The following is a 24,351-nucleotide window of genomic DNA, read 5'->3' as shown; positions in this document are numbered from 1 at the left end:
AGGCGTTCAGAACGAAGCGTCGACCGCCGCCACCAGCGCATCGCGCAACGCGACGTCGTCGGTGAGCGGCGCCACCAGCGCCATACGACAGGCCGCAGCCGGACTCGCACCCGCGCGCACGAGCGCAGCGGCGCGCACCAGCATGCGCGTGGATGCGCCCTCGTCGAGACCATGCCCGGCCAACCTGCGCGAGCGACGTCCGAGTGCGACCAGTGCAGACGCCAGTTCGATCTCGACGCCGCTCTCGCGCATCACGATTTCAGCTTCGTTCTCTGCATCGGGATAGTCGAACTCCAACCCGCAGAAACGTTGCCGCGTCGACGCTTTCATCAAGCCGCTGCCGCCACCCGGGTTGTATGAAACCACTAGCGCGAAGTCGGGATGCGCATGCACGAGTTCGTTGCGCCGTTCCAGCGGGAGCATGCGGCGCGTGTCGGTGAGCGGGTGGATGACCACGGCCGTGTCGGCACGCGCTTCGACGATCTCGTCGAGGTAGCACAGCGCGCCGTGACGCGCCGCCAAAGTGAGCGGACCGTCTTGCCAGCGCGTCTCGCCACCATCGAGCAGCCAGCGGCCGACGAGGTCGCCCGCACTGGTGTCGGCATTGCACGCCACAGTGACCAGCGGCCGGCCGAGCCGCCACGCCATGTACTCGATGAAGCGTGTCTTGCCGCAGCCGGTCGGCCCCTTGATCAGCACCGGCAGCCGGCCCGCGTAGGCCGCCTCGAACATCTCGCACTCGTCGCCGATGGCGCGGTAGTAAGGCTCGGTATCGATGCGCCAGGGCTCGAGCACATCTGAACCCGACGGCACCATCGACATCACCGGTGCACGCTGACCGTGTCTTCGTTGGGGATGCCCTCGATCGGCGCTTCCGATGTGCCGACGGTGGTCCGCGTGAACGACTCGACCATCTCGCGCGTGCCCTGCGGATCGGCGATCCATTTGCCGTAGAACTCGAACGGGCAGTCGGCCACGCCCTTGTCGCCTTCGCGCGAGTTGATCAGGCCGGTGTAGCCGCGGTGCACCAGCTTGAAGAGATGGTTCTCCGACTGGCCGTGCTTGCGGAAGTCGCGAATCAGGCTCTTGCTGAGCGCGGCGTACTGAATGCCCATTTCTTCGGTGCCGCATTCGCCGAGGGTGCGGCCGTCGAAGCCGATGAGCGCCGAATGGCCGAAGTACGAGTACACGCCGTCGAAGCCGGCCGCATTGGCGACCGCAACGTAGGTGTTGTTGGCAAAGGCCATTGCCTTGGACATCAGGATCTGCTGCTCCTTGGCCGGGTACATGTAGCCCTGGCAACGGATGATGAGTTCGGCGCCCTTCATCGCGCAGTCGCGCCAGATCTCCGGGTAGTTGCCGTCGTCGCAAATGATGAGGCTCATCTTCATGCCCTTGGGCCCGTCGCTCACGTAGGTGCAGTTGCCGGGGTACCAGCCTTCGATGGGCACCCACGGCATGATCTTGCGGTACTTCTGGACGATCTCGCCCTGGTCGTTCATCAAAATGAGCGTGTTGTAGGGCGCCTTGTTGGGGTGCTCTTCATGGCGCTCGCCGGTGAGCGAGAACACGCCCCATACCTTGGCCTTGCGGCAGGCTTCGGCAAAGATTTCTGTCTCGACGCCAGGAATGCTGGCGGCGTTCTCGTACATCTCGCCGGCGTCGTACATGATGCCGTGGGTGCTGTACTCGGGGAAGATGACCAGATCCATGCCGGGCAGGCCGGACTTCATGCCGATGACCATCTTGGCGATGGCCTTGCAGTTGTCGAGCACTTCGGCCTTGGTGTGCAGCCGCGGCATCTTGTAGTTGACGACCGCCACGCCGACGGTGTCTTTGCTGCTCGATATGTCTCCGTGAATCATGATTCAACCTTGTCTGGGGCTTGTTAGACGAAAGTCATTCTGCAAAGCGGTCGCGTGGCGGCGAATACGTTGATTGACGTAGCCCCTTACGGCTCGACGTGAAAGCGCCGGTACGACCCCGACGCGGTGTACCGTCTGTGTATTCCGGAATCGGACTACGTCAGCGGACAAACTCTGATGTGCACCGGCGGACTCACAGGAATCTAAGAACATGCTGCCTCAATTGCACCGCCACGAATGGATGAGTGAAGAGATCGACGCGTTCCGCGAACAGGCGCGACGCTATATCGCCGGTGAGATGACGCCACAGCTCGACGGCTGGCGCCGTCAGGGCTTTATCCCGCGCGAGGTGTGGAAGCCGTTCGGTGCCATGGGCCTGTTGCTGCCCGAAATCGACGAATGCTGGGGTGGCGCCGGTGCCAATCTCGCCTATCAGCTGGTGGTGCAAGACGAGCTCGCCAAGGCCGAGATCCCCGGCAACACAGCGGTTCACTCCATCGCCTCGCACTACATCCTGGCCTACGGCACCGAAGAACAAAAGCAGCGCTGGCTGCCCAAGCTCGCGAGCGGAGACATGCTGGCCGCCATCGCCATGACCGAGCCGGGTTGCGGCTCCGATCTGAAGGCACTGCGCACCAAGGCCCGGCGCGACGGCGACCACTACGTCATCGACGGCGCCAAGACCTTCATCACCAATGGCTTCACCTGCAACCTGCTGGTGCTGGCCGTGCGCACCGGTGAAGCGGGGAGCCGTGGCGTGTCGCTGGTCGTGCTCGAAACCGAAGACCTGCCGGGCTTTCGCGTGGGGCGCCGGCTGGAAAAAATCGGCCAGCATGCCTCCGACACCGCCGAGCTGTTTTTCGACGGCGTACGCGTGCCAACCGACAACTTGGTGGGCGGCAAGGAGGGCGACGGCTTCATCCAGCTGATGAGCCAGTTGCCCTACGAGCGCATGTTGCTCGCCGTCTCCGCCGCTGCGGTGATCGAGCGCGCGCTCGAAGTGACGGTCGACTACACCAAGGAGCGCAAGGCCTTCGGCCAGAGCGTCTTCGACTTTCAGAACACCCGCTTCAAGCTGGCCGAAGTCGCGACGATGGCACACGTGGTGCGCACCTTCGTCAACGACTGCACCCAGCGCCTGCTCGATGGCACGCTCGACAACGAGGCCGCCTACATGGCCAAGTGGTGGTGCTCCGAGCAGCAGTGCAAGGCGACGGACGAGTGCCTGCAGCTGTTCGGCGGCTACGGCTACATGGCAGAGTACCCGATCGCGCGGATGTACGCGGATGCGCGGGTGCAGCGCATCTACGGCGGCACGACCGAGGTGATGAAGGACCTGATTGCGCGCAAGCTTTAGCCGAACTCAGCTGGCGAGCAAGCCTTTCAACGCATCGTCCAGCACCTTGATGTCCGCCGGGCTGGTGCCCGGACCGCCGGCGAAGTGGCCCCAATGCGTCTCGACCACTTGCAGCGTCGCGTTGGGCATGTGCGCGACTTCGAACTCGTTGTCCGCGGGCGGAAAGTACAGGTCGGTCGACGCCGGCATGACGATCGCCTTGGCCTTGATCGCGCCGAGTGCCTTGACGAAGTCGCCGTTGAACAGCTCGTTGTTGCTGATGTCGCCGTTCTGCCAGGTCGACAGCATCGTGAGCAGGTTGTTCGCGTCTCGATTCAGGAAGAGTCCTTCCCAGAACCCGACCATGAAGTCTTCGAGCGAGGCGTAGCCCATCACCTCCATGTCGAGCTTGTGGCGATAGAACGCCTGCGAGAAGCCCCAGCCTGCATAGACGCGGCCAAAGGCGCGCAGGCCCTTGGTCGGTGGCGAGGTGTACCAGCCGTCTTCGAAGGCGACATCGGCCAGCAGCGCGGCCTTGGCACCCTCGAGAAACACGTGGTTGTGGCGCAAACACTTGGCCGAGCCCATGAACGGCAGGATGCGTTCGACCATGTCCGGGTACATCGCTCCCCAGTGGTACGTTTGCAGCGCGCCCATCGACCAGCCCGTGACCAGCGCCACCTTTTCGATGCCAAAGAGTTCGGTCACCAGCTTGTGCTGGCACTTGACGTTGTCGTAGGCGGTAATGTCCGGAAAGCGCGATGCGTTGTACGGTGCCGGATAGTTGCTGGCCGAGGTCGAGAGGCCATTGCCCAGCATGTTGGGAATGATGATGAAGTACTTGGCCGGGTCGAGTGCCATGCCTGCACCGATGAGCCATTCGTTCTCGTAATGCTGGCCTGAATACCAGGTAGGGTAGACGATGACATTGTCCTTGGCCGCGTTGAGCGTGCCAAAGGTCTTGTACGCCAGCTTGACGCCGCGCAGCGTCTTCTTGCACTGCAGAACGACATCGCCGAGGTCGAACATCTTGTAGTCGGTCATGGTGGTTCCTTGGTCGGGGGTGAAAATTAGGGAGAGTTCGGTTCAGGCCATCGCGGCCAGGCCGTGCGCCTCGGTCGCAGCCCAGCTGCAGCACACGCGCTGGCCCACCGACACGGGGTCGCCGAAGAAGGTGTTCTCTTCGACGTAGACCACGCAGCCGGGCGCGGTCGGGTCGTCGGTGACCAGGCTCACCTTCATGTAGATACCCTGGTATTCCAGCTCACGGACGCGGCCGCGCAAGGTGTTGACGGCCAGCACCATCGCATCGTCTTCGCCGGTGACGCGCATGCGGTCGCGGCGCACCGCAAAGGAGACGCCGGTGCCGATCGCGACCGAGGTCGAACCCAAGGCCGAGCCGGCAAAATCCTCGCGCGGCAGCCGGTAGCAAGCGCCCTGCGCACCGCGCAAGGTGAGGAGGCCGGCATCGAGCTCGACCACCTCGCCGTGCATCACGTTCTGGCCGCCGATGAAGGCCGCGACGTACTCGGTGCGCGGCTGCGCATAGATCTCACGCGGCGGCGCCGACTGCGCGATGCGGCCCTTGTCCATCACGACCACCTGGTCGGCCACCGCGATGGCTTCGAGCTGTGTGTGCGTCACATGCACGAAGGTAATGCCCAGCTCGCGCTGCATGCCGCGCAGCTCGCCCCGCATCTGCAGGCGCAGGAATTCGTCGAGGGCCGACAACGGCTCATCCAGCAGCAGCACGGTCGGCCGCATGATGATGGCGCGGGCCAATGCCACCCGCTGTTGCTGGCCGCCGGACAGCTGGCCCGGCAAGCGGTCGGCCAATGCGGTCAGTTGCACTTGCTCGATGACGCGATCGGCCTCGTACATCCGCTCCTTCTTTGCTACGCCACGCACGCGCATCGCGAAGGCCACGTTGTCGCGCACAGAGAGATGCGGGAACAGCGCGTAGTTCTGGAACATCATCGCCGTGCCCCGCTCGCGCGGCGACTTGTCGATGACGTTCTTGCCGTCGATCAATATGGCGCCTTCGCTCGGCGTCTCGTGACCAGCGATCATCCGCAGCATCGTCGTCTTGCCACAACCGCTCGGACCCAGCAGACAGCAGTAGGTGCCAGCCTCTATGCGCAGGTCGATGTTGTCGACGGCGGTGGTGCCGTCGGCGTAGCGCTTGGTCAGTGCGGCCAGAACGACGCCGCCGTGTGCTGAATCAAGGGCTCCGGTCGGCACCACTGCGCCGACGGAAATCGGTGGTGAGGTGACGGCGGAAATTGAGGTTGCGTTGTCCATGTACATGGTGCCGTGCAGTCGATAGAAGATGGATGCGAAGTCGGTGTGTGCGATCTCGGCGCCTCAGTGCGCCGAAGGTGCCAGCCGCCGCCGCTGAATCACCACCACGGCAAGGATTGCCAGGCCGATGAAGAGAAACGAGATCGCCGTCGTCACCGTGCCCAGCGCATAGATCGTCGGCGACGTCACGTTCTGCGTCATGCTCCAGATCTCGATCGGCATGGTGTTGCGCGAGCCAGTGGTCTGCAGCGTGCGGGCGAATTCGTCGTAAGACAGCGTGAAGCCGAACAGCGCGATCGCGATGATCCCGGGCGCCAATATGGGCAGCACGATGAGGCGCAGCGTCTGTGCCGGTGTCGCGCCCATGTCGCGCGCCGCTTCCTCATACGCCGGGTTGAAGCGGCCGAACACCGCGAAGGTGATGAGCACACCGAACGGCAAGGTCCACGACAGCTGAGCGCCGAGTGCCGACGTCGTCCAGTCGGTCTGCCAGCCGAAGATGCTGAACATCAATCCGATGCCGATGCCAAGGATGTAGCCCGGCGCCGTCAGCGCGATGATCACGCCATAGAAAATGGCGGTGCTGCCGCGCACGTTGCGGCGGAAGCCGAGACCGGCCGCGACAGAGAAGACCACCGTGACGACCATCACCACCAGCGCTAGCGGAATCGAGCGCTGCACCGCGCCGGCGATGTCGCCGCTGCGGCCTTCCCACAGTTGACGGAACCAGTGCACCGAGAGGCCGCGCATCGGGAAAGATAAGGCACCCTGCTCGCCCTGGAACGACAGCAGGTACATGCACAGCATCGGGCCGTAAAGGAACAGCACGTAGGCCGCGAAGAACAGCGCAAGTGCGTAGAAGGTCCACGGGCGCACAGGTGCATCACCCACCGAACGCTTGATCGCAGGGGCCGACATCGTCATGGTCATTGCTGCAGGTGTCGCCATGCCCTTACCGCTTCTGCACGAGTTCTTGCCGCACGTCGACGAAACGCGTGAGCACTGCGATCAACGCCGTCAGGATCAGCAGGAGGATGACGGCCGAGGCCGCAGCCGGCGGGAACAGCAAGGTCGACACGTTGTCGTACATGGCCGACACCACCGACGCCGAGCCACCGCCGCTCATCACCTTGACCACATAGAAGTCGCCCATCACCAGCGTGATGACGAAGATCGAGCCCATCACGATGCCGGACTTGGTGAGCGGCATCACCACCAGCAGCATCGTCTTCAGGCGGCTCGCGCCAGCGTCCCGCGCCGCCTCGAAAAGGTTGCGGTCAATGCGACTCATCGAGTTGAAAATCGGCACGATCATGAAGATGGTGAACAGGTGTACATACGCCACCACCACCGAGAAATCGGAGAACAGCAGGATGCGCAACGGCACCCGGATGAGGCCGAGTTTCATCAGCACGGTGTTGATGGCGCCCTGCTCCGCCAGCACCGGCATCCACGAGATCATGCGGATCACGTTCGATGTCCAGAAGGGCACCGTGCACAGCAAGAAGAGGCCGATGGCGACGGTGCGATTACGCACGTGGAACACCAGGAAGTACGCGACGAAGAAACCGATGACCGCCGACGCCGCCCAGGTCATGAGCGCGTACTTGATCATCTTCAGGTAGAGCGACACCGTCAGGCCGGAGGTCAGGATTGCCTGATAGTTCTCGAAGGTAAAGGCCGGAATGGTGTCGAAGCCGTCGGTCTTGAAGAAGCTGACGATCACCACGAACACCAGCGGCGCCGCCACGAAGAGCAGCAGCACCAACACCAGCGGCGTCAGTTGAAGATAGGACTTGGTTCGTTCGCGCATGCGTCGCTTCCGCTCCCGTCAAACGATCAAGCAGCCTTGAACTCGTTCCACCTTTGCACCATGTACTGGTTCTCGTCCATCACTGTGTTCCAGCAAGCGATGTTCGATAAGCGCTGTGCCAGCGAGCCGCCGTCGCGCACCGTGTTGACCGCGCCGATCGGCTGGCCGTGGTCGCTCTTGATGACTTCGGCCGCGGGCTTGCCCATGTACCAGTAATCGAACTCGGCCGGCGTCATCTGCGACTTGGCGGTGCGTGGCACCGGGCTGTAGTAACCGTGACGTGCGACGTACGCACCTTGCCATCCCGAGTAGTACCAGTTCAGGTACTCATAGGCAGCTTCGAGCTTCTTGCCGCTCAGGTGCTTCATCAGACTCATGCCGTTGCACCAGCCGCGATACCCTTCCTTGCCGTTCGGCTTGATCGCCATTGGCGCGTAGACGCAGGGGATGCCCTTCTCCAGCACGGCGGTGACGGCCGGCGACCACATCGACTGAATGAACACCTCGCCGCTGGCCATCAGTTCGACCGACTGCTCGAAGGTGCTCCACGAAGCGCGGAAGTGACCCTTCTTCTTCAGGTCGATCAGCGCATTGATCGTGATGTCGATTTCCTTCTTGGTCATGTTCCCCTTGTTGCCATAGACCAGGTCACCGCGCGACTCCAATGCTTGCGCAGCGTCCATGATCCCGATGTTGGGAATGTCCAGAATGGCGGCGCGGCCGGCGAACTTGGGGTCGATCAGGTCTTTCCATTCGGTGACTTCGCGGCCGACCTTGTCGGGGCGATAACCAAGCGAATCTGCGTTGAACACCTGCGGCAGGAAGGTCAGATATTGCTGCTGGCCTTCAACGATTTTCTTTGCCGCGGCGCTTTCGGTGTACATCACCTCGTAGGGCGAAATACCCTGGCGCGAGATCTTGCGACCTTCATACACGCCGGTCGTGAAGATCGGCAAGATCCCGTCGAACTCCTTGATTTTCTTGGAGTCGATGCCCTGCAGCAGTTGCCGCTGCATCGCGACCTTGACCTGCCAGCCTTCCATGTCGGCGATGTCGACGCTGTTGGGCTGCGTGACAAAGCGGGTGATGGAAGCCGACGTATCGAGATTTTGCATCTCGATCTTGAAACCGAGGTCCTTCGAAGCCTGTTCGCCGATCTCGCGCTGCACCGCGTACGACACGCCGATGTGGCGAAGCGTGATGCCCTGGAAGTCGCGCTTCATGATCTGCGGAAATCCGGCGATCGGCATGCCTGCCAACGTGGTACCGACAGCGGCGCCGGCTGCCGCTTTCAACATGCTGCGGCGGCTGGTGCCAGGCGCGATTGCAGTGGCAGTGACCGCAGTGGCGGGCTTGTTGATCTCGTCGGTCATGGTGTCACTCCAAAGGGGTTTGCGATGAAGACGAGTGTCGGGACTCGACTGAGTTACTCAAATACGTGGGATCGCGCATAAGTGCGTTTTGTGTTGATGACGGAGACGATCGCCAGACACGCCCGCGCAAACAGCTATTTGCACATACCGAACAACTCAAACAAAAGCGCGACTAAATAACGTCCCGTCCATCACCAGAGAAGCCGCAGCAGTCCGAGTCTCGACATTGAGCTTTTCGAACACGTGCTGCAGATGCTTGTCCACCGTGCGCGGACTCATGCCAAGGATCTCGCCGACATCGCGATTGATCTTTCCGCACGCTACCCAGTAGAGAACTTCTGCTTCGCGACTGGTGAGTCCGCAAACACCGGTCAATGCTTCCGGCTCGGGCACGCTGGCGCGCTTACGGACCAGCAACGTGATGCCGCTGCCGTCACTGGCCAGGCGCGACAGGCTCAGGCGACGGCCATCGACCACGACCGACAGCGGATCCGGCCCGCGCGCGTCGAGCCACGCCATTGCCACGGGAGGCAAACGGCCATCGGTAGACAGATAACCGCGCAACCACTCGCGTGAGGCGGGTGATTGCCAGCGCACGCACCCGGCTGAATCGACCGACAACATCGCATGGCCCGCGGCATCGACAGCGTCGCGTGCGCTGGCCATCTGCCGCGCATTGCGCACGTGCGCGACGATGCGCACCAGCACCTCGGGCGGGTTGAGCGGCTTGGTGAGGTAGTCGACGCCGCCGGCCTGGAAGCCTGCGAGGATGTGGCCGGTTTCGGTCAGGCCGGTCATGAAGACGACGGGGATGTGGGCAGTCAGCGGATCGGTCTTCAGGCGCCGGCAGGTCTCGAAACCGTCGATGCCCGGCATCATCGCGTCGAGCAGTATCAGGTCTGGCATCAGCAACGCCACCCGGTCGAGGGCGCTCTGGCCGTCGGTGGCAACGAGCACTCGGTAGCCGGCGGCGTCGAGTGCCTCGTGCAGCATCGCCAGGTTTTCGGGGGCGTCGTCGACGATCAGCACCACGCCGGGATCGCTCGTCATACGCTGCCCTCTTCCAGCACGCGTGCGAAGCCTTGCAGGTCGAAGCGCTGCACGCAACCGCGCAGCACCTTGGTGACCGGCGCATAACGCGTGTCGAGCAGGTCAAGCTCTTCCAGCTTCTCGAGGATGCCGCGCACGTAGCCCATGTCGCCGAGCTGGCGCAGAACCAGCAGGCTGGCTTCGGGCAACATCGTTCGACTACTGCCGGTCTCGACGTAGTCGACACCATCGTCCGGCGTCGCCCATACCAGGTCGAGCTTGGTGCGCACCCGCTCCAGCAAGTCGTCGATGCGAAAGGGCTTGATCAGGAAATCTTCGCGAGCCACGCCCACGTCGTTGCGCAAGTCGCTGTCGAAGGCGTTGGCCGACACGATGAGCACGGGCGCCATCGAGATGCGATTGGCGCGCAGCAGCCGCGCCGTCTCCCAGCCGTCGATCTCGGGCATGTCGATGTCGAGCAGGATCAGGTCGGGCGCGAACTGGCTTGCGACTCGCAGTGCCTCGACACCCGATGCGGCCTGCATCACGGTGAAGCCCAGCGGCTCTAGCACATCGCTCAGCAGCTGCCGGTCGGCCGGCGCATCGTCGACCACCAGCACGCGCTTCGGCTCGCCTGCATAGCCGGTGATATGGCGCGGTGCCGGGGCATCGACTGGCATCTTCGGATGTGCGACCGAAGGCAGAAAGAGGCGCACCGAGAAGCACGAGCCAGTCCCGACGCGGCTGCTTGCTGTCAGCTCGCCCCCCATCAGGCTGGTCAGCAAACTGGAGATCGTCAATCCCAGACCGACGCCACCGGCCGCCGGACTCGCGCTGTTGTCGGCGCGCTCGAAAGGCAGAAAGATACGCTCCATGTCGTCGTCGGCGATGCCGGGACCGGAGTCTTCGACCTCGAAGGTCGCGATCTCCGTCGCATAGCGCACGCGGAAGATCACCTGCCCGCGCCCGGTGTACTTGACCGCGTTGGCGAGCAGGTTGATGAGCAGCTGCGCGAGTCGCTTGCGGTCGCCGCGCACCGCTGGTGGCAACGGATAGGTCGGCTGGTACGAAAACGCAATGCCCTTGTTGCGCGCCTCGAGCTGAAAGATGTCCGCGAGCTGCGTCAGGAAGTCGGCGAAATGGATCTCTTGCCGCACCAGCGTGAGCCGGCCGGTCTCGATGCGCGCGATGTCGAGCAAGCCATCGATGAGCGACACCACGTGGTCGCCGCTTTTGCGGATTACCTCCAGCGCGGCGCGGCGGTTGGGCGGCAGGCTCAGGTCGCGCTCCAGGATTTGCGCGTAGCCCAGGATGCTGTTGAGCGGCGTGCGCAGCTCGTGGCTGATCGTGGTGATGAAACGGCTCTTGGCCTGGTTGGCCCGTTCGGCGACCTGGCGCGCGGCCTGCAGCGCCGCGTCGGTCACTTCATGCGCGCTGATTTCTTCGCGCAACAGCAGCGCCTGCCGGTTCGACTCGTCCTGCGCGACGCGCCGGCTGTCGGACGTCAGCAGCAACCAGCACGAGCCGATGGCCACCACCAGCAAGACCAGCGCGCAGGCGATCTTGATGCGCATCAGGTGCCACAGTGCGGGCGAGCCCGGTGCCAGCTCGCGCAACACCTGCCCCTCCTGCGCCACGATAAAAGACAGAATGGCGCCGAGCACCAACGCGAGGCCGAGCAGGCATGCCAGGTAGTGCATGCGACGGCTGAGTGCGACCTTCAGCACCTTCGGCGCCCAGCATGTGAAGGCTTCGACGAACTGATGCCCCAGGCCAGTGCGCGGCTTGCACACATCCTTGCAGCGCGCATCGAGCGAGCAGCACAGCGAGCAGATGTTGCAGCCGTAGGCAGGGCAACTTGCCATGTCCTCGACCTCGTACGACTTCTGGCACACCCCGCAAGCCACCGAAGTGCCTTCAGCAAACGGCGCCGGTTGCCGCGCGATGTAGTACTTGCCGCCAGTCATCCACGCGACCAGCGGCGCGCAGCAAAAGGCCACGCAAAAGCCGATGGCCGTGCTGAAGGCCTGCGCCGCCGGCCCGAAAACGCCGACGAAGGCACTGAGCGCCAGCACTGTGCCGAGACCCATCGAGACGAAGCCGACCGGGTTGATGTCGTAGAGATAAGCGCGGCGGAATTCGATGCCGGGCGGGCTCAGCCCCAACGGCTTGTTGATGACCAAATCTGCCACCAGCGCGCCGATCCACGCCACCGCGAAGTTCGCATAGAAGCCGAGCATGCCTTCCAGCACGTCGAAGATGCCGACCTTGATCAACGCCACGCCGATCAGCACGTTGAACACCAGCCACACCAGCCGTCCTGGATGCGCATGCGTCAGCCGTGCAAAGAAGTTCGACCACGCAAGAGACCCGGCGTAGGCGTTGTTGACGTTGATCTTGATCTGCGAGACCGTGACGAACAGGCAGGTCAACGCCAGGATCCATGCCGGGTCTCGAAGCACCTGCGCGAAGCCGACGAGGTACATCTGCGTCGGCTTGACCGCCTCGGATGGCGCCATGCCCTGGCGGATGGCGAGGTAGGCCAGCACTGCACCGCCGAGCATCTTGGCGCCGCCGATCAGGATCCATCCCGGGCCGGCCGCCAGCACCGCAGTCCACCAGCGCCACGCCTGCCCGGCACGTGGCTTGGGCATGAAGCGCAGCGAGTCGACCTGCTGTCCGATCTGCGCGACCATCGACGCGACCACCGTACCCGCCGCGCCCAACAGCAGCCAGTCGAAGTGGCCGTCGTTGATGCCGTACGACGCATGCATCAGCCCCGTCAGATGGTCGGGCCAGCGAATGATCAAAAAGGCGTAGGGCAGCACCAGCAACACCAGCCACAGCGGCTGCGTCCAGGCCTGCAGCCTGCTGATCATGGTGATGCCGTACATCACCAGCGGTATCACCACCACCGAACAGATCAGATAGCCCAGCCACAACGGAATGCCCAGCCCCAGCTCCAGCGCCGACGCCATGATCGACGCTTCCAGCGAGAAGAAAATGAAGGTGAACGATGCGTACACCAGCGAGCTGAAGGTCGAGCCGAGGTAGCCGAAACCCGAGCCGCGCGTCAGCAGGTCGATGTCGACCGAGTATCGCGCCGCGTAGATGCTGATCGGGATGCCCGTCAGAAAAATGAAGATGCCGACGAGCGCGATGGCCCAGAAGGCATTGAAGAAGCCATAGTCCAGCGCGATGGAGGCGCCGATGGCTTCGAGCGCCAAAAAAGAAGTGGCGCCCAGCGCGGTGTTCGCGACCCGGAATTCGCTCCACTTCCTGAAGCTTCGCGGCGTGTAGCGCAGCGCGTAGTCCTCGATGGTTTCGTCGGCGACCCAAGCGTTGTATTCGCGCCGGATCGGCACGATGCGCTGGGTCGGTTCCATCGGGACGACGTCAGTGGCTGATCATCCACGGCCGCCGCCCCGGCGCACTTTTGGCTCCGTTGGGTGCCGTCACCGTCGCACCACGCTTGCCGGCCGTACTGCAGCAGCCGCAACCCGACGGGTGCTTGAGCCGAGCATAGTCACCAGAGCGCTTGGGCTCGTGCGAAGCGCGTTCGTTGACGGCAATGGCACGGCGCGTGCCATCAGACATCAATGAAAGTCGTGGCGCGCCGGACAGCACCCGCGGCGATGCGCCGCCGCAGTCCGGACACGCGGCCGGCAGGTCTCGCTGGCTCACGCTGCGGAGGGCGTCGAACCCCCCGCAACCGCCGCATTCGTAGTCGTAAGTGGGCATGCGCGATCACTCAAGTGATGTCGTGCGACAACGGCATGTTGATGCTGCCGTCGATGAACTTCGTCGGCCCGTTGGCGTTAGGGTTGATGTCGAAGTCGAAGATCTCGGTCGGCAGCCAGAGCGTCGCGCAGGCGTTGGGCACGTCGACCACACCGCTGATGTGGCCCTGCACCGGAGCAGTCCCCAGGATCGAATAAGCCTGTGCGCCGGAGTAGCCGAACTTCTTCAGGTACTCGATCGCGTTCAGACAAGCCTGGCGGTACGCGACGTTGACGTCGAGGTAGTACTGCTTGCCGGACTCGTCGACCGAGATGCCCTCGAAGATGAGGTAGTCCTTGTAGTTGGGCGTCATCACGCTCGGCTTGAAGATCGGGTTCTTGATGCCGTACTTGGCCATGCCGCCCTTGATGAGCGTGACCTTCATGTGCACCCAGCCGGCCATTTCGATGGCACCGCAGAAGGTGATTTCGCCGTCGCCCTGGCTGAAGTGGAGGTCGCCGACCGACAGGCCTGCGCCGTCGACATACACCGGAAAGAACACCTTGGAGCCGCGCGACAGATCCTTGATGTCGCAGTTGCCGCCGTGCTCGCGTGGCGGCACGGTGCGTGCGCCTTCTGCCGCCGCCTTGGCCTTGGCTTCACCCGTCAGGCGGCCCATGTGTGCGGTACCGGCCGAAGGCGGGTTGGCCAGGCCACCGGTCGGATTGGTGTCGATCAGTTGCTGCTCGCGTGTGTTCCACATGTCGAGCATCGACTTGTCCGGCAGACAACCGATCAGGCCGGGGTGGATCAGGCCCGCAAAGTTGACGCCCGGGATGTGGCGCGAGCTGGTAAACATGCCCTTGAAGTCCCAGATCGATTTCTGCGCCTCAGGGAAATGTTCGGTCAGAAAGCCGCCGCCGTTCTTCTTCGAGAAGAAACCGTTGAAGCCCCACAGCGAATCTTGCTTGGCGCCGATGTCGAGCAGGTCGACCACCAGCAGGTCGCCGGGCTCGGCACCCTTCACTCCCACCGGACCCGACAGGTAATGCACCGTCGTCAGGTCGATGTCGCGCACGTCGTCGGCGCTGTCGTTGTTCTTGATGAAGCCGCCGGTCCAATCGAAGGTCTCGAGGATGAAGTCGTCGCCCGGATTGACCCAGCAGGCCATCGGAATGTCCGGGTGCCAGCGGTTATGGATGTTCTCGTTTTCGGTGGGCGACTTCGTCAGGTCGACCTTGATCAGCGTGTCTGTCATCTCTATGGCTCCAGGGTTGTGGTCAAACGGAAAGGTATGCCTTGATGTGGTTCACATCGGTCTTGTCGCGCGCGGTCTCGTGTACGAAGATGCCGCCCTCGATCACGAAGAGCCGGTCGGCCACATCCATCGCAAAGCTGAGCACCTGCTCCGACACGATGATGGTGATGCCGCGCATCTTTCGGATCTCGTTGAGCGCCTTGGCGATGTCCTTGATGATCGATGGCTGGATGCCTTCGGTCGGCTCGTCGAGCAGCAGCACCTTGGGGTCTGTCACCAGTGCGCGCGCGATGGCGAGCTGTTGCTGTTGACCGCCGGAGAGGTTGCCGCCCTTGCGCTTTTTCATGTCCCACAGCACTGGAAACAGCGCGTAGATTTCTTCGGGGATGCGGCGCGTCTTCGAGTTCTCGAGGCCGGTCTGAATGTTCTCTTCGACGGTCAGCGTCGGAAAGATCATGCGGCCCTGCGGTACGTAGGCAATGCCCTTGGCGACGCGCACATAACTCTCGTCGCGCGACACTTCCTGGTCAGCCACCTTGATGCTGCCGCTCTTGATCGGCAGTACGCCCATCAAGCTCTTGAAGAGCGTCGTCTTGCCCATGCCGTTGCGGCCCATGATGGCGACCGTTTCGTTGGCGTAACCCTCGAAGCTGATGCCGTGAAGCGCTTCGCTCTGGCCGTACGCGACGTGCAGGTCTTCTACCTTCAGCATGACGTTGCTCATCTTTGCTTCTCCGATGCTGCGGTGAGTTGGGGGGAACGTTGCGGGATGCTGGCAAACCTCATCAATGCCCCAGGTACACGTCGATGACCTTCGGATCCGCCTGCACCTGCTCCATCGGCCCCTCGGCCAGAATCTTGCCCTGGTGCATGACGGTGACCTTGTGCGCGATGCGCTTGACGAAGTCCATGTCGTGCTCGATGACGATGACCGAGCGGCCTTTACAAATGCGTTGCAGCAAGTCGGCGGTGAGCTCTCGTTCGCGTGCGCTCATGCCGGCGATGGGCTCGTCGAGCATCAGCAACTCCGGCTCCTGCATCAGCAGCATGCCGATCTCTAGCCACTGTTTCTGTCCGTGGCTCAGCAGGCCTGCTTCGGTGTCGAGCTTGTCGTGCAGATGGATGTCTTCGGCGATGGTCTTGACGCGGCTCTTGACCTCGTCGGTGCACTTGAAGGCGAGCGCGCCCATGACGGAGCGGCCGGCCGGGAACGACACTTCGAGGTTCTGGAAAACGCTCAGGTTCTCGTAGATCGACGGTGTCTGGAACTTGCGGCCGATGCCCAGGCGCACGCGCTTGTGCTCGGCCATCTTGGTGAGCTCGGTGTTCTTGAACTTGATGCTGCCGGCACTCGCCTTGGTCTTGCCGCAGATGAGGTCGAGCAGCGTGGTCTTGCCGGCGCCGTTGGGGCCGATGATCACGCGCAGCTCGTTCTTGTCGATGTAGAGCGTCAGCGCGTCGATGGCTTTGAAGCCGTCGAACGAGACGGTCAGGTCTTCCACTGCGAGGGCGAAGTCGGTGTTGCTCATGGGGTGCTCCTGGAACGGGTTCAGGCGCGCTGGGTGCTGACGCCGTCGGGCAGCGTCGGCTCGGCGGCGCTGTCGACCGTGGCGGCCACGGCGGCCGCATGCAATGCCGGCGACTGCGGTGCGTCGTCGCCGAGCGGCAGCAACTTGCGGCGCTGCAGGCGCGGCCGGATGTGCTCTTCCCACACGCCGGCCAAGCCCATCGGGAACGCCATCGTCACGCCGATGAAAAGACCAGCCATCAGGAACAGCCACATGTCCGGAAAGCTCTCGGAGAAGTACGTCTTGCCGAAGTTCACCAGCAACGTGCCGTACACCGCACCGACCAGGCTCATGCGTCCGCCGACCGCCGCGAAGATCACCATCTCGACCGAAGGCACGATGCCCACGAAGCTCGGCGACATGAAGCCGACCTGCAACGAGAACAGCGCGCCGCCAATGCCCGACAGCGCGGCCGCCAGGCAGAAGGTGAAGACCTTGAAGTTGGCCACGTCGTAGCCGGAGAAGCGCACCCGGTCTTCCTTGTCGCGCATGGCCAGCAGCAGCGTGCCGGCCTTGCCGGTCTGGATCCAGCGGCAAAGAATGATGCTGGCGAGCAGCAGCCCGACGCACAGGAAATACAACACGTACTTGGCGTGGTCGGTGCGCGTGTCCCAGCCGAGCACCGTCTTCAGGTCGGTCATGCCATTGACACCGCCGGTGTAGCCCTGCTGGCCGATGATGAGCACCGTCAAGATGAGCGCGACCGCCTGCGTGATGATCGCGAAGTACACGCCACCGACGCGCCGCTTGAACATCGCGAAGCTGATGATCCAGGCCAGCAGCGTCGGTGCCGCGATCACCAAAATGAGCGTGAGCGTCAGGCTCTTGAAGGGCAGCCACATCAACGGCAGTTCGGTGATCTGGTTCCAGTCCATGAAGTCGGGGATGCCCGGCGTCGTCTGGATCTTGGTGGTGATCGGGTCCGAGGCTTCGAGCTTCAAGAACATCGCCATCGCATAGCCGCCGATGCCGAAGAAGATGCCCTGCCCCAGGCTCAGCACACCGCCGTAGCCCCACACCATCACCAGCCCGACGGCGACGAAGGCATAGGTAAGGTACTTGCCGATCAGGTTGAGCCGGAAGATGTCCAGGCTCAACGGCAGGATGACTACCAGCAGGATGGCCAGCAGCAACAGGCTGCCGAGCTGGTAGCGCTTGATGAAGGTCTTGAGGGCGATCATTTAGCGGCGCACCTTGGAAGCGAAGAGGCCCTGGGGCCGGATCATGAGAATCAGCACGATGAGCGTGAGCGTCAGCACCTTGGCCATCGAGCCGGCCATGAAGAACTCGGTGATCGATTGCGTCTGCGCGATACCGAAAGCCGACACCACGGTGCCGAACAAGCTGGCCGCGCCGCCGAAGGTGACGACCAGGAACGAGTCGACGATGTAGAGCTGGCCCGAGGTCGGCCCGGTCGAGCCGATGGTTGTGAAGGCGGCGCCGGCGACACCGGCGATGCCGCAGCCGATCGCGAAGGTCAGGCGGTCGGTCTTCTTGGTGTTGATGCCGATGGCGTTGGCCATCACCCGATTGGCGACCGTAGCGCGCACGCGCAGGCCCCAGCGGCTCTTGCTGAGCGCCAGCAACATGCCGCAAGTGACAACCGTGGTCAGCACCAGCACGAACATCCCGTTGATCGGAATGTCGAGTCCGGGAATCGGCGCCCAGGAACCGAGCAGCCACTCAGGCAGCACCGGACTCACTTCCTTGGGGCCGATGAAGGTACGAAAGCACTGCTGCATCGCGAGGCTGATGCCCCAGGTGGCGAGCAACGTGTCGAGCGGGCGCTTGTACAAGTGGCGGATGAGTGCCCACTCGACCAGCCAGCCGGCGACAAACGCAAATAAGAACGCCAACAGCACGGCGAACGGAAAGTAGTACGGCAGCAGCGTCGGTGCATGCTTTTCGACGAGCGTCGAGCCGAGATAGATGGTGTAGGCGCCGATGGTCATGAACTCGCCATGCGCCATGTTGATGACGCCCATCTGGCCGAAGATGACCGCGAGACCGAGACCCATCAGCAGCAGCACCGCGAACAGGCTTAGCCCCGCGAAGCCCTGCATCAGGCCAATGTTCAGCAACTCTGAAAAACTCATATCGCGCAGTCCTCGTGTGTTCTCCTTCCCCCATTGGGGGAAGGTTGGGATGGGGCCACCCCCACCCCTGCCCTCCCCCAAAAGGGGAGGGAGTCAGATCACTGATAACCCTTAGGAAATGGATCCGGCTTGATGAGTTCCGGCGATTCCGACACCACCTTGAAGCTGCCGTCCGGCAAGCCCATCGCAATGCGCGACTTGCTCCACAGGTGATGGTTGGCGTCGAGCTTCACGTAGCCTTCTGGCGCCTGCTTGAGTTCGATGCCTGGCGATGCGGCGACGACCTTGTCGACGTCGAAGCTCTTGGCGCGCTCGACAGCGGCCTTCCACAACCAGGGGCCGAGGTAGCCGGCCTGGGTCACGTCGCCGATCACCGAGTCCTTGCCGTACTTGGCCTTGAAGGCGGCAACGAACTTCTTGTTGTTCTCGTTGTCCAGCGACTGGAAGTACTTCATCGACGAGTAGAAGCCAGCGAAATTCTCGCCGCCGACACCGGTCATTTCGTCTTCCGTCACTGCCAGCGTCACGAGCAGTTGCTTGTCACCGGTGATGCCGGCCGCCTTGAGTGCTTTGTAGAAGGCGACGTTGGAGCCACCGACCACGGCTGCATAGATGCAGTCGGGCTTTTGCAGCTTGATCTTGTTCATCAGCGAGCCGAAGTTGGTGCTGCCCAGTGGGTAGTACTCCTCGCCGACGACCTTGCCCTTTTGAAAATTCTCGATGTGCTTGCGCGCGATCTTCATCGAGGTGCGTGGCCAGATGTAGTCGGAGCCGATCAGGAAGAAGGTCTTGGCCTTCTTCTCGGTCTTGGCCCATTCCAGGCTGTACAGAATCTGCTGCGTGGCTTCCTGGCCGGTGTAGAAAACGTTCTTCGACTGCTCCAGGCCTTCGTAGAAGGTCGGGTAGTACAGCAAGCCGTTCTCTTTTTCGAACACCGGCAGCACGGCCTTGCGCGAAGCCGAGGTCCAGCAGCCGAACACCGCAGCGCAGTGGTCGTTGATGAGCAGCTTCTTGGCCTTCTCGGCAAAGGTCGGCCAGTCGGATGCGCCGTCTTCCTTGATGACTTTGATCTTGCGACCGAGGATGCCGCCCATGGCGTTGATTTCATCTATGGCGAGTTGCTCGGCCTGGATCGAGCCGGTTTCGCTGATGGCCATGGTGCCGGTCGACGAATGCAGCTGGCCGACGATGACTTCGGTGTCGGTCACTGCCAGCTTGGTCGTGTTGACCGAAGCGGTTGGCTGCGCAAAGGCAAGGCCACCCAGGCCCATCATGGGCAAGGCAGCGGCGCCCTGAAGCAAGCGGCGGCGGCGCATCGCAATGCGCTCGGGCGATTCATCGATGGACGGGTCTTGATCGCGGGACATGGCGGTATCTCCAGGCAGGTTGAAGTTCAAAAACGAACACGGGCGCCGGGTATGCACCACAGCTGTGCGCTTTGAGTGATCGCACTGAGTGCGGCACACCGAGCGCCATGGCCTGCACTCTAGAAACGGAATGCGTACTTCCGAATACGTCAATCAACGTAGCCTTGCCGACCAGCCGTGCGGCGAGACTGGCGATCCGTCGTCGAGTTCGCTTGCTCCGGCGGAACGGACAAGGAGCGCTTCTTGCAGAGTCTTCGGCAAACACCATTCCTGATAGAACGGAACATGCCGCCCGCGAACTCGTCTGCCACCTCTTCCGCCCCATCCTCCACACCGTCTTCCACGACGTCGCCCGTCACCGGTCAGAAGATCTTTCGCATTCGTCGCGACTACAACACCTGGGTCGCCAACGAGACGCTGGAGGACTACGCGCTGCGCTACACGCCTCGCAGTTTTCGCAAGTGGTCGGAGTTCGGCGTGGCCAACACCGCGTTCGGCGCCACCTCTTTCCTGGCGCTGGAGGCCATCGGCGGCGCCATCGCCCTGAGCTACGGTTTCTCGAACGCGCTGTGGGCCATCCTGGTGGTCGGCATCATCACGTTCCTGACCGGCCTGCCCATCTGCTACTACGCCGCCAAGTACGGCGTCGACATGGACCTGCTCACACGCGGCGCCGGCTTCGGTTACCTCGGCTCGACGCTGACTTCGCTCATCTACGCGAGCTTCACCTTCATCTTTTTCGCGCTGGAGGCGGCCATCCTGGCGCTCGCGCTGCAGATGTATTTCGACTGGCCGCTGGCAGCCTGTTACCTCGTCTCGTCGATCGTCATCATCCCGCTGGTGATGCGCGGCATCACGATGATCTCCAAGCTGCAGCTATGGACGCAGCCGATCTGGCTCGTCTTGTTCTTCTGCCCGTTCATTGCGGTGGCGATCAAGAACCCACAGGCCTTTGCCGACTTCACCGGGCTGGTCGGGCGCATCTCGGGCAACAACGACTTCGATCCGCTGATGTTCGGTGCCGGCGCCACGGTTGCGTTCTCGCTGGTGGTGCAGATCGGCGAGCAGGTCGACTACCTGCGCTTCCTGCCGGAGAAGACCGCCGCCAACCGGCGCCGCTGGTGGGCTGCCGTATTGGTCGCCGGGCCGGGCTGGATCGTGCCCGGCATGCTGAAGATGATGGGCGGCGCCTTCCTTGCGTTCCTGGCGCTACAGCACGAGATCAAGCCCGACCACGCGGTCGAGCCGACGCACATGTACCTGGCCGGCTTCGCCTACGTCTTCAAGGACCCGGCATGGGTGCTGGGCATCACGACGCTGTTCGTCGTGGTGTCGCAGATGAAGATCAACATCACCAACGCCTATGCCGGCTCGCTGGCGTGGTCGAACTTCTTCGCGCGGCTCACGCACAGCCATCCGGGCCGCGTGGTGTGGCTGGTGTTCAACGTGCTCATCGCGCTCCTGCTGATGACGCTCGGCGTGTTCGCAGCGCTGGAGAAAGTGCTCGGCCTCTACAGCAACATCGCCATCGCATGGGTCGGCGCGCTGGTGGCCGACCTGGTCATCAACAAGCCACTGGGCTGGAGCCCTAAATCGATCGAGTTCAAGCGCGCCCATCTGTACGACATCAACCCTGTCGGGCTCGTGTCGATGCTGGTAGCGGCGACGATTGCGATGGTGGCCTATGCCGGGCTGCTCGGGCGCTGGGCCGAGTCGTTCTCGCCCTTCATCGCGCTGTTGACAGCGCTGTTGGTATCGCCTCTCCTGGCCTGGAAAACCAAAGGCCGCTACTACCTGGCGCGCACCGACCTGCAGCACTGGACGCCGGGGCAGATCGTGCGCTGCTCGGTTTGCGACAACAGCTTCGAGTCGGAGGACATGGCGCACTGCCCGGCCTACAGCGCACCGATCTGCTCGCTGTGCTGCACCCTCGAATCGCGCTGCCACGACGCGTGCAAGAAAGACTCCCGCGCGTCGGAGCAGATCAGCGTCTGGCTCAAGGCACTGCTGCCACCGGCGGTTGCGCTGCGGCTCAACTTCCGGGTCGTCCACTACATCCTCGTCACGACATCGCTGATCGCCTTGCTCGCCACGGTCATGGGCATCGTCTATGCGCAGGAAGGCTTGCTCAACGCCGATGCCGCCGGCGTGTTTTTGCAAACGCCCTTTCTCAAGGTCTTCGCGATGCTGTCGATGGTGGTGGCCGTCGCCGCCTGGTGGATCGTGCTGGGCAGCGAGAGCCGCAAGATGGCGCAGGAAGAATCGAACCGCCATAACCACCTGCTCACGCTGGAGATCGAGGCGCACGGCCGCACCGGCGCCGCGCTCCAGGCCGCCAAGGAAGCCGCCGAAGCCGCGAACCAGGCCAAGACACGCTACGTGGCCGGCATGACGCACGAGCTGCGCACGCCGCTCAACAGCATCCTCGGTTACTCGCAGATCCTGCTGAAGAACGACGACACCGCGCGCCCGCCGCGGGAAGCGGTGCAGACCATCCACCGCAGCGGCGAACACATGCTGAGCCTGATCGACGGGCTGCTCGACCTGGCGCGCATCGAGGCCGGGCGCCTGCAGCTGGAGTCGATGCCGCTCGCGCTGCCGGACTTTCTGGAAGAAGTCGTCCGCATGGTGCGACCGCAGGCTGAGAGCAAGGGCCTGGCCTTCGTCTACACGCAGAGCGGCAGGGTGCCACCCTGGGTGCAGGCCGATGCGAAGCGGCTGCGCCAGATCCTCATCAACCTGTTGAGCAACGCGGTGCGCTTTACCGATGCCGGCAGCGTGACGCTGCATGTCGATGCACGCAGACAGGTGTTGCGCTTCGATGTGGTCGACACCGGCATCGGCGTCGCACCGCAAGACCATCAGCGCATCTTCTTGCCGTTCGAACGCGGTGCCGCCGGCCGGCGCCATGGCGGCGAGCCGGGCACCGGCCTCGGACTCACCATCACCGGCCTGTTGACTTCGCTGATGGGCGGCGATCTGCAACTCGCGGACACCTCGTCGAAAGGCAGCGTCTTCAGCGTGCGTGTGTACCTGCGCGGGGTGGCCGACCCCGGTCCGCAGGTCGTCCCGCAGCGCGTGATTTCCGGCTACTTCGGCCCGCGCCGCACGCTGCTGGTGGTCGACGACCAACCGGTGCAACGGCAGATGCTGGCCGGCATGCTGGCGCCGCTGGGCTTCGATGTGCGCGAGGCCGCCAGCGGCACCGAGTGCCTCGACAGCCTGCGCCAGCACGTGCCCTCCGCCATCCTGCTCGACCTCAGCATGGACGATATGGACGGCTGGGAAACGGCAGGCCGCGTGCGCGCCGCCGGCTTTGCCGTGCCGATCATCATCGTGTCGGCCAACGTGTTCGAGAACCAGGCCGACAGGCTGCGACTGCACGATTGCCAGGCCTTTGTCGGCAAGCCGGTGATCGAGTCGGAACTCACCACCACGCTGGAGCGACACCTCGGTCTGCAGTGGCTGCAGCCAGGGCTGGTGCCGGCTGGCGGGCAGACATCGGCAGAAGCCGCGCCCGAGTTGCTGACCTTGCCCGAAGAAGCGCGGCACGAACTCATGCGGCTGGTTCAGGTCGGCCATGTGCGCGGCCTGCAGCAGGCGCTAGACCGGCTCGCAGCGGCGCACCCCGACCTGGCCGCCACCTGCACGCACTTGCGCGGCATGGTGGCTCGCTTCGATCTCGACAGTTTCAAGAACGCACTCGCCGAGGAGGTCCATGCCCCCAATTCCTGAAGCCGACCGCCCCGTGGTGCTGGTGGTCGACGATGCACCGAGCAGCCTGGGCATGTTGTGCGACACGCTGGAGGCCAGCGGCTACACCGTGCTGGTAGCGGCGGACGGCGAATCGGCCCTGCAACGACTCGAGCTCGTGGTGCCCGATGCCATCCTGCTCGACGGCATGATGCCGGGCCTCTCGGGCTTCGAGACCTGCCGCCGCATCAAGGCCAACCCGGCGCTGGCGCACATCCCGGTCTTGTTCATGACCGGCATGTCGGAGACGCACGACGTGGTCGAAGGCTTTGCCAGCGGCGGTGTCGACTATGTGGTGAAACCGATTCGTGCGCAGGAGGTGCTGGCGCGACTGCACACGCATGCCCGCAACGCGCGCATCACCCGGATGGCGCGCGACGCCGTCGATGTGGCGGGCATGGGCGTGGTGTTCGTCGACACGCGCGGCCGGCTGGCTTGGCGCTCACCGCAAGCCGCGCTGTGGCTGCACGCGCTCGGCGAACCCGCCGAGCCCGGTCATTTGCCGGCGGCGCTCGAAGACTCATTGGTCCACGGCAGCACGCGCGTCGTCACCACCGCAGGCGGCACGCGGCTGTCGGTGCGCAACCTCGGCGCGGCCACGCTGGGCGAGACGATGCTGCTGCTGGCCTTGCACAAAGAAGGCCCCGCCGCATTGGCGCGCCTCACCGAAGCCGCGCTCACACCGCGCGAGACCGAGGTGCTGTCATGGCTCGCCAAGGGCAAGACCAACCGCGATATCGGAGACATCCTGGGCATGAGCCCGCGCACGGTGAACAAGCACCTGGAACACATCTTCGAGAAGCTGGGGGTGGAGACGCGTTCTGCTGCGGCGGCGTTGGCGAGTGGGCATCTGGTGTGACGCGAAATGAGGC

The 24,351-nt window shown here is 63.4% G+C and carries 19 protein-coding genes; 3 read left to right on the top strand and 16 right to left on the bottom strand.

Annotation, left to right across the window (positions count from 1 at the left end):
* Window positions 1-6 precede the first annotated feature (6 nt).
* Window positions 7-822 (bottom strand): CbbQ/NirQ/NorQ/GpvN family protein, encoded by an 816-nt coding sequence (locus tag RCH10_RS09445; RefSeq protein ID WP_323497972.1) that lies wholly within the window; start codon window positions 820-822, stop codon window positions 7-9.
* The gene (locus RCH10_RS09440; RefSeq protein ID WP_409052150.1) at window positions 822-1,865 is read right to left on the bottom strand and encodes an aliphatic amidase; all 1,044 of its coding nucleotides are present in this window, start codon (window positions 1,863-1,865) and stop codon (window positions 822-824) included. Before RCH10_RS09440 ends, RCH10_RS09445 begins: the two co-directional genes overlap by 1 nt.
* A gap of 211 nt (window positions 1,866-2,076) precedes the next feature.
* Here RCH10_RS09440 and RCH10_RS09435 point away from each other — a divergent pair, with 211 nt between their 5' ends.
* Window positions 2,077-3,222 (top strand): acyl-CoA dehydrogenase family protein, encoded by a 1,146-nt coding sequence (locus RCH10_RS09435; RefSeq protein WP_409052149.1) that lies wholly within the window; start codon window positions 2,077-2,079, stop codon window positions 3,220-3,222.
* Window positions 3,223-3,228: 6 nt separating this feature from the next.
* Here the strand turns inward: RCH10_RS09435 and RCH10_RS09430 are convergent, their stop codons facing one another.
* The 14 genes from RCH10_RS09430 to urtA form a co-directional block, all read right to left on the bottom strand.
* Window positions 3,229-4,245, bottom strand: coding sequence for an alpha/beta fold hydrolase (locus RCH10_RS09430; RefSeq protein WP_409052148.1), 1,017 nt, complete (start codon window positions 4,243-4,245; stop codon window positions 3,229-3,231).
* Window positions 4,246-4,287: 42 nt separating this feature from the next.
* Complete coding sequence (locus tag RCH10_RS09425) at window positions 4,288-5,502, bottom strand: ABC transporter ATP-binding protein (protein ID WP_409052147.1); 1,215 nt, start codon at window positions 5,500-5,502, stop codon at window positions 4,288-4,290.
* Window positions 5,503-5,565: 63 nt separating this feature from the next.
* Window positions 5,566-6,420 (bottom strand): ABC transporter permease, encoded by an 855-nt coding sequence (locus RCH10_RS09420; RefSeq protein ID WP_323496515.1) that lies wholly within the window; start codon window positions 6,418-6,420, stop codon window positions 5,566-5,568.
* A gap of 34 nt (window positions 6,421-6,454) precedes the next feature.
* Window positions 6,455-7,315, bottom strand: coding sequence for an ABC transporter permease (locus RCH10_RS09415; protein ID WP_323496495.1), 861 nt, complete (start codon window positions 7,313-7,315; stop codon window positions 6,455-6,457).
* Window positions 7,316-7,341: 26 nt separating this feature from the next.
* On the bottom strand, window positions 7,342-8,688 hold the full coding sequence (locus RCH10_RS09410) for a PotD/PotF family extracellular solute-binding protein (protein WP_409052146.1): 1,347 nt from the start codon (window positions 8,686-8,688) through the stop codon (window positions 7,342-7,344).
* A gap of 156 nt (window positions 8,689-8,844) precedes the next feature.
* Entirely contained in the window at window positions 8,845-9,738 is an 894-nt protein-coding gene (locus RCH10_RS09405; protein ID WP_409052145.1) for a response regulator, read from the bottom strand.
* Window positions 9,735-13,103: an ATP-binding protein gene (locus tag RCH10_RS09400; RefSeq protein ID WP_409052144.1), complete on the bottom strand. Its 3,369-nt coding sequence runs from the start codon at window positions 13,101-13,103 to the stop codon at window positions 9,735-9,737. Before RCH10_RS09400 ends, RCH10_RS09405 begins: the two co-directional genes overlap by 4 nt.
* Before the next feature lie 10 nt (window positions 13,104-13,113).
* Window positions 13,114-13,458 (bottom strand): FmdB family zinc ribbon protein, encoded by a 345-nt coding sequence (locus RCH10_RS09395; RefSeq protein WP_409052143.1) that lies wholly within the window; start codon window positions 13,456-13,458, stop codon window positions 13,114-13,116.
* Between the two features lie 10 nt (window positions 13,459-13,468).
* Window positions 13,469-14,695, bottom strand: coding sequence for a formamidase (fmdA, locus tag RCH10_RS09390; RefSeq protein ID WP_409052142.1), 1,227 nt, complete (start codon window positions 14,693-14,695; stop codon window positions 13,469-13,471).
* A 22-nt stretch (window positions 14,696-14,717) separates the two neighbouring features.
* Window positions 14,718-15,407 (bottom strand): urea ABC transporter ATP-binding subunit UrtE, encoded by a 690-nt coding sequence (gene urtE, locus RCH10_RS09385; RefSeq protein WP_323496514.1) that lies wholly within the window; start codon window positions 15,405-15,407, stop codon window positions 14,718-14,720.
* A 73-nt stretch (window positions 15,408-15,480) separates the two neighbouring features.
* Window positions 15,481-16,224, bottom strand: coding sequence for an urea ABC transporter ATP-binding protein UrtD (gene urtD, locus RCH10_RS09380; RefSeq protein ID WP_187052418.1), 744 nt, complete (start codon window positions 16,222-16,224; stop codon window positions 15,481-15,483).
* Window positions 16,225-16,244: 20 nt separating this feature from the next.
* Entirely contained in the window at window positions 16,245-17,444 is a 1,200-nt protein-coding gene (urtC, locus tag RCH10_RS09375; protein ID WP_323496489.1) for an urea ABC transporter permease subunit UrtC, read from the bottom strand.
* Entirely contained in the window at window positions 17,445-18,359 is a 915-nt protein-coding gene (gene urtB / locus RCH10_RS09370) for an urea ABC transporter permease subunit UrtB (RefSeq protein WP_409052141.1), read from the bottom strand.
* 98 nt (window positions 18,360-18,457) lie between these two features.
* Window positions 18,458-19,726, bottom strand: a complete 1,269-nt coding sequence (urtA, locus tag RCH10_RS09365; protein WP_187052421.1) for an urea ABC transporter substrate-binding protein — start codon at window positions 19,724-19,726, stop codon at window positions 18,458-18,460.
* 285 nt (window positions 19,727-20,011) lie between these two features.
* Here urtA and RCH10_RS09360 point away from each other — a divergent pair, with 285 nt between their 5' ends.
* Window positions 20,012-23,461, top strand: a complete 3,450-nt coding sequence (locus RCH10_RS09360) for an ATP-binding protein (protein ID WP_323496487.1) — start codon at window positions 20,012-20,014, stop codon at window positions 23,459-23,461.
* Window positions 23,445-24,338 (top strand): response regulator transcription factor, encoded by an 894-nt coding sequence (locus tag RCH10_RS09355; protein WP_323502338.1) that lies wholly within the window; start codon window positions 23,445-23,447, stop codon window positions 24,336-24,338. Before RCH10_RS09360 ends, RCH10_RS09355 begins: the two co-directional genes overlap by 17 nt.
* Window positions 24,339-24,351 lie beyond the last annotated feature (13 nt).

The organism is Variovorax sp. GrIS 2.14 (genome assembly GCF_046115955.1).
Taxonomy (GTDB): Bacteria; Pseudomonadota; Gammaproteobacteria; order Burkholderiales; family Burkholderiaceae_C; genus Variovorax.
This window is presented reverse-complemented; position numbering and strand designations above follow the sequence as displayed.

Coding starts and splice junctions, on each gene's coding strand:
- RCH10_RS09395 (WP_409052143.1), bottom strand. CDS start 13,458: ATGCCCACTTACGACTACGAATGCGGCGGTTGCGGGGGGTTCGACGCC.
- urtB (WP_409052141.1), bottom strand. CDS start 18,359: ATGAGTTTTTCAGAGTTGCTGAACATTGGCCTGATGCAGGGCTTCGCG.
- urtE (WP_323496514.1), bottom strand. CDS start 15,407: ATGCTGAAGGTAGAAGACCTGCACGTCGCGTACGGCCAGAGCGAAGCG.
- RCH10_RS09425 (WP_409052147.1), bottom strand. CDS start 5,502: ATGGACAACGCAACCTCAATTTCCGCCGTCACCTCACCACCGATTTCC.
- urtA (WP_187052421.1), bottom strand. CDS start 19,726: ATGTCCCGCGATCAAGACCCGTCCATCGATGAATCGCCCGAGCGCATT.
- RCH10_RS09440 (WP_409052150.1), bottom strand. CDS start 1,865: ATGATTCACGGAGACATATCGAGCAGCAAAGACACCGTCGGCGTGGCG.
- RCH10_RS09360 (WP_323496487.1), top strand. CDS start 20,012: ATGCCGCCCGCGAACTCGTCTGCCACCTCTTCCGCCCCATCCTCCACA.
- urtC (WP_323496489.1), bottom strand. CDS start 17,444: ATGATCGCCCTCAAGACCTTCATCAAGCGCTACCAGCTCGGCAGCCTG.
- RCH10_RS09430 (WP_409052148.1), bottom strand. CDS start 4,245: ATGACCGACTACAAGATGTTCGACCTCGGCGATGTCGTTCTGCAGTGC.
- RCH10_RS09405 (WP_409052145.1), bottom strand. CDS start 9,738: ATGACGAGCGATCCCGGCGTGGTGCTGATCGTCGACGACGCCCCCGAA.
- RCH10_RS09445 (WP_323497972.1), bottom strand. CDS start 822: ATGTCGATGGTGCCGTCGGGTTCAGATGTGCTCGAGCCCTGGCGCATC.
- RCH10_RS09420 (WP_323496515.1), bottom strand. CDS start 6,420: ATGTCGGCCCCTGCGATCAAGCGTTCGGTGGGTGATGCACCTGTGCGC.
- fmdA (WP_409052142.1), bottom strand. CDS start 14,695: ATGACAGACACGCTGATCAAGGTCGACCTGACGAAGTCGCCCACCGAA.
- urtD (WP_187052418.1), bottom strand. CDS start 16,224: ATGAGCAACACCGACTTCGCCCTCGCAGTGGAAGACCTGACCGTCTCG.
- RCH10_RS09400 (WP_409052144.1), bottom strand. CDS start 13,103: ATGGAACCGACCCAGCGCATCGTGCCGATCCGGCGCGAATACAACGCT.
- RCH10_RS09410 (WP_409052146.1), bottom strand. CDS start 8,688: ATGACCGACGAGATCAACAAGCCCGCCACTGCGGTCACTGCCACTGCA.
- RCH10_RS09355 (WP_323502338.1), top strand. CDS start 23,445: ATGCCCCCAATTCCTGAAGCCGACCGCCCCGTGGTGCTGGTGGTCGAC.
- RCH10_RS09415 (WP_323496495.1), bottom strand. CDS start 7,315: ATGCGCGAACGAACCAAGTCCTATCTTCAACTGACGCCGCTGGTGTTG.
- RCH10_RS09435 (WP_409052149.1), top strand. CDS start 2,077: ATGCTGCCTCAATTGCACCGCCACGAATGGATGAGTGAAGAGATCGAC.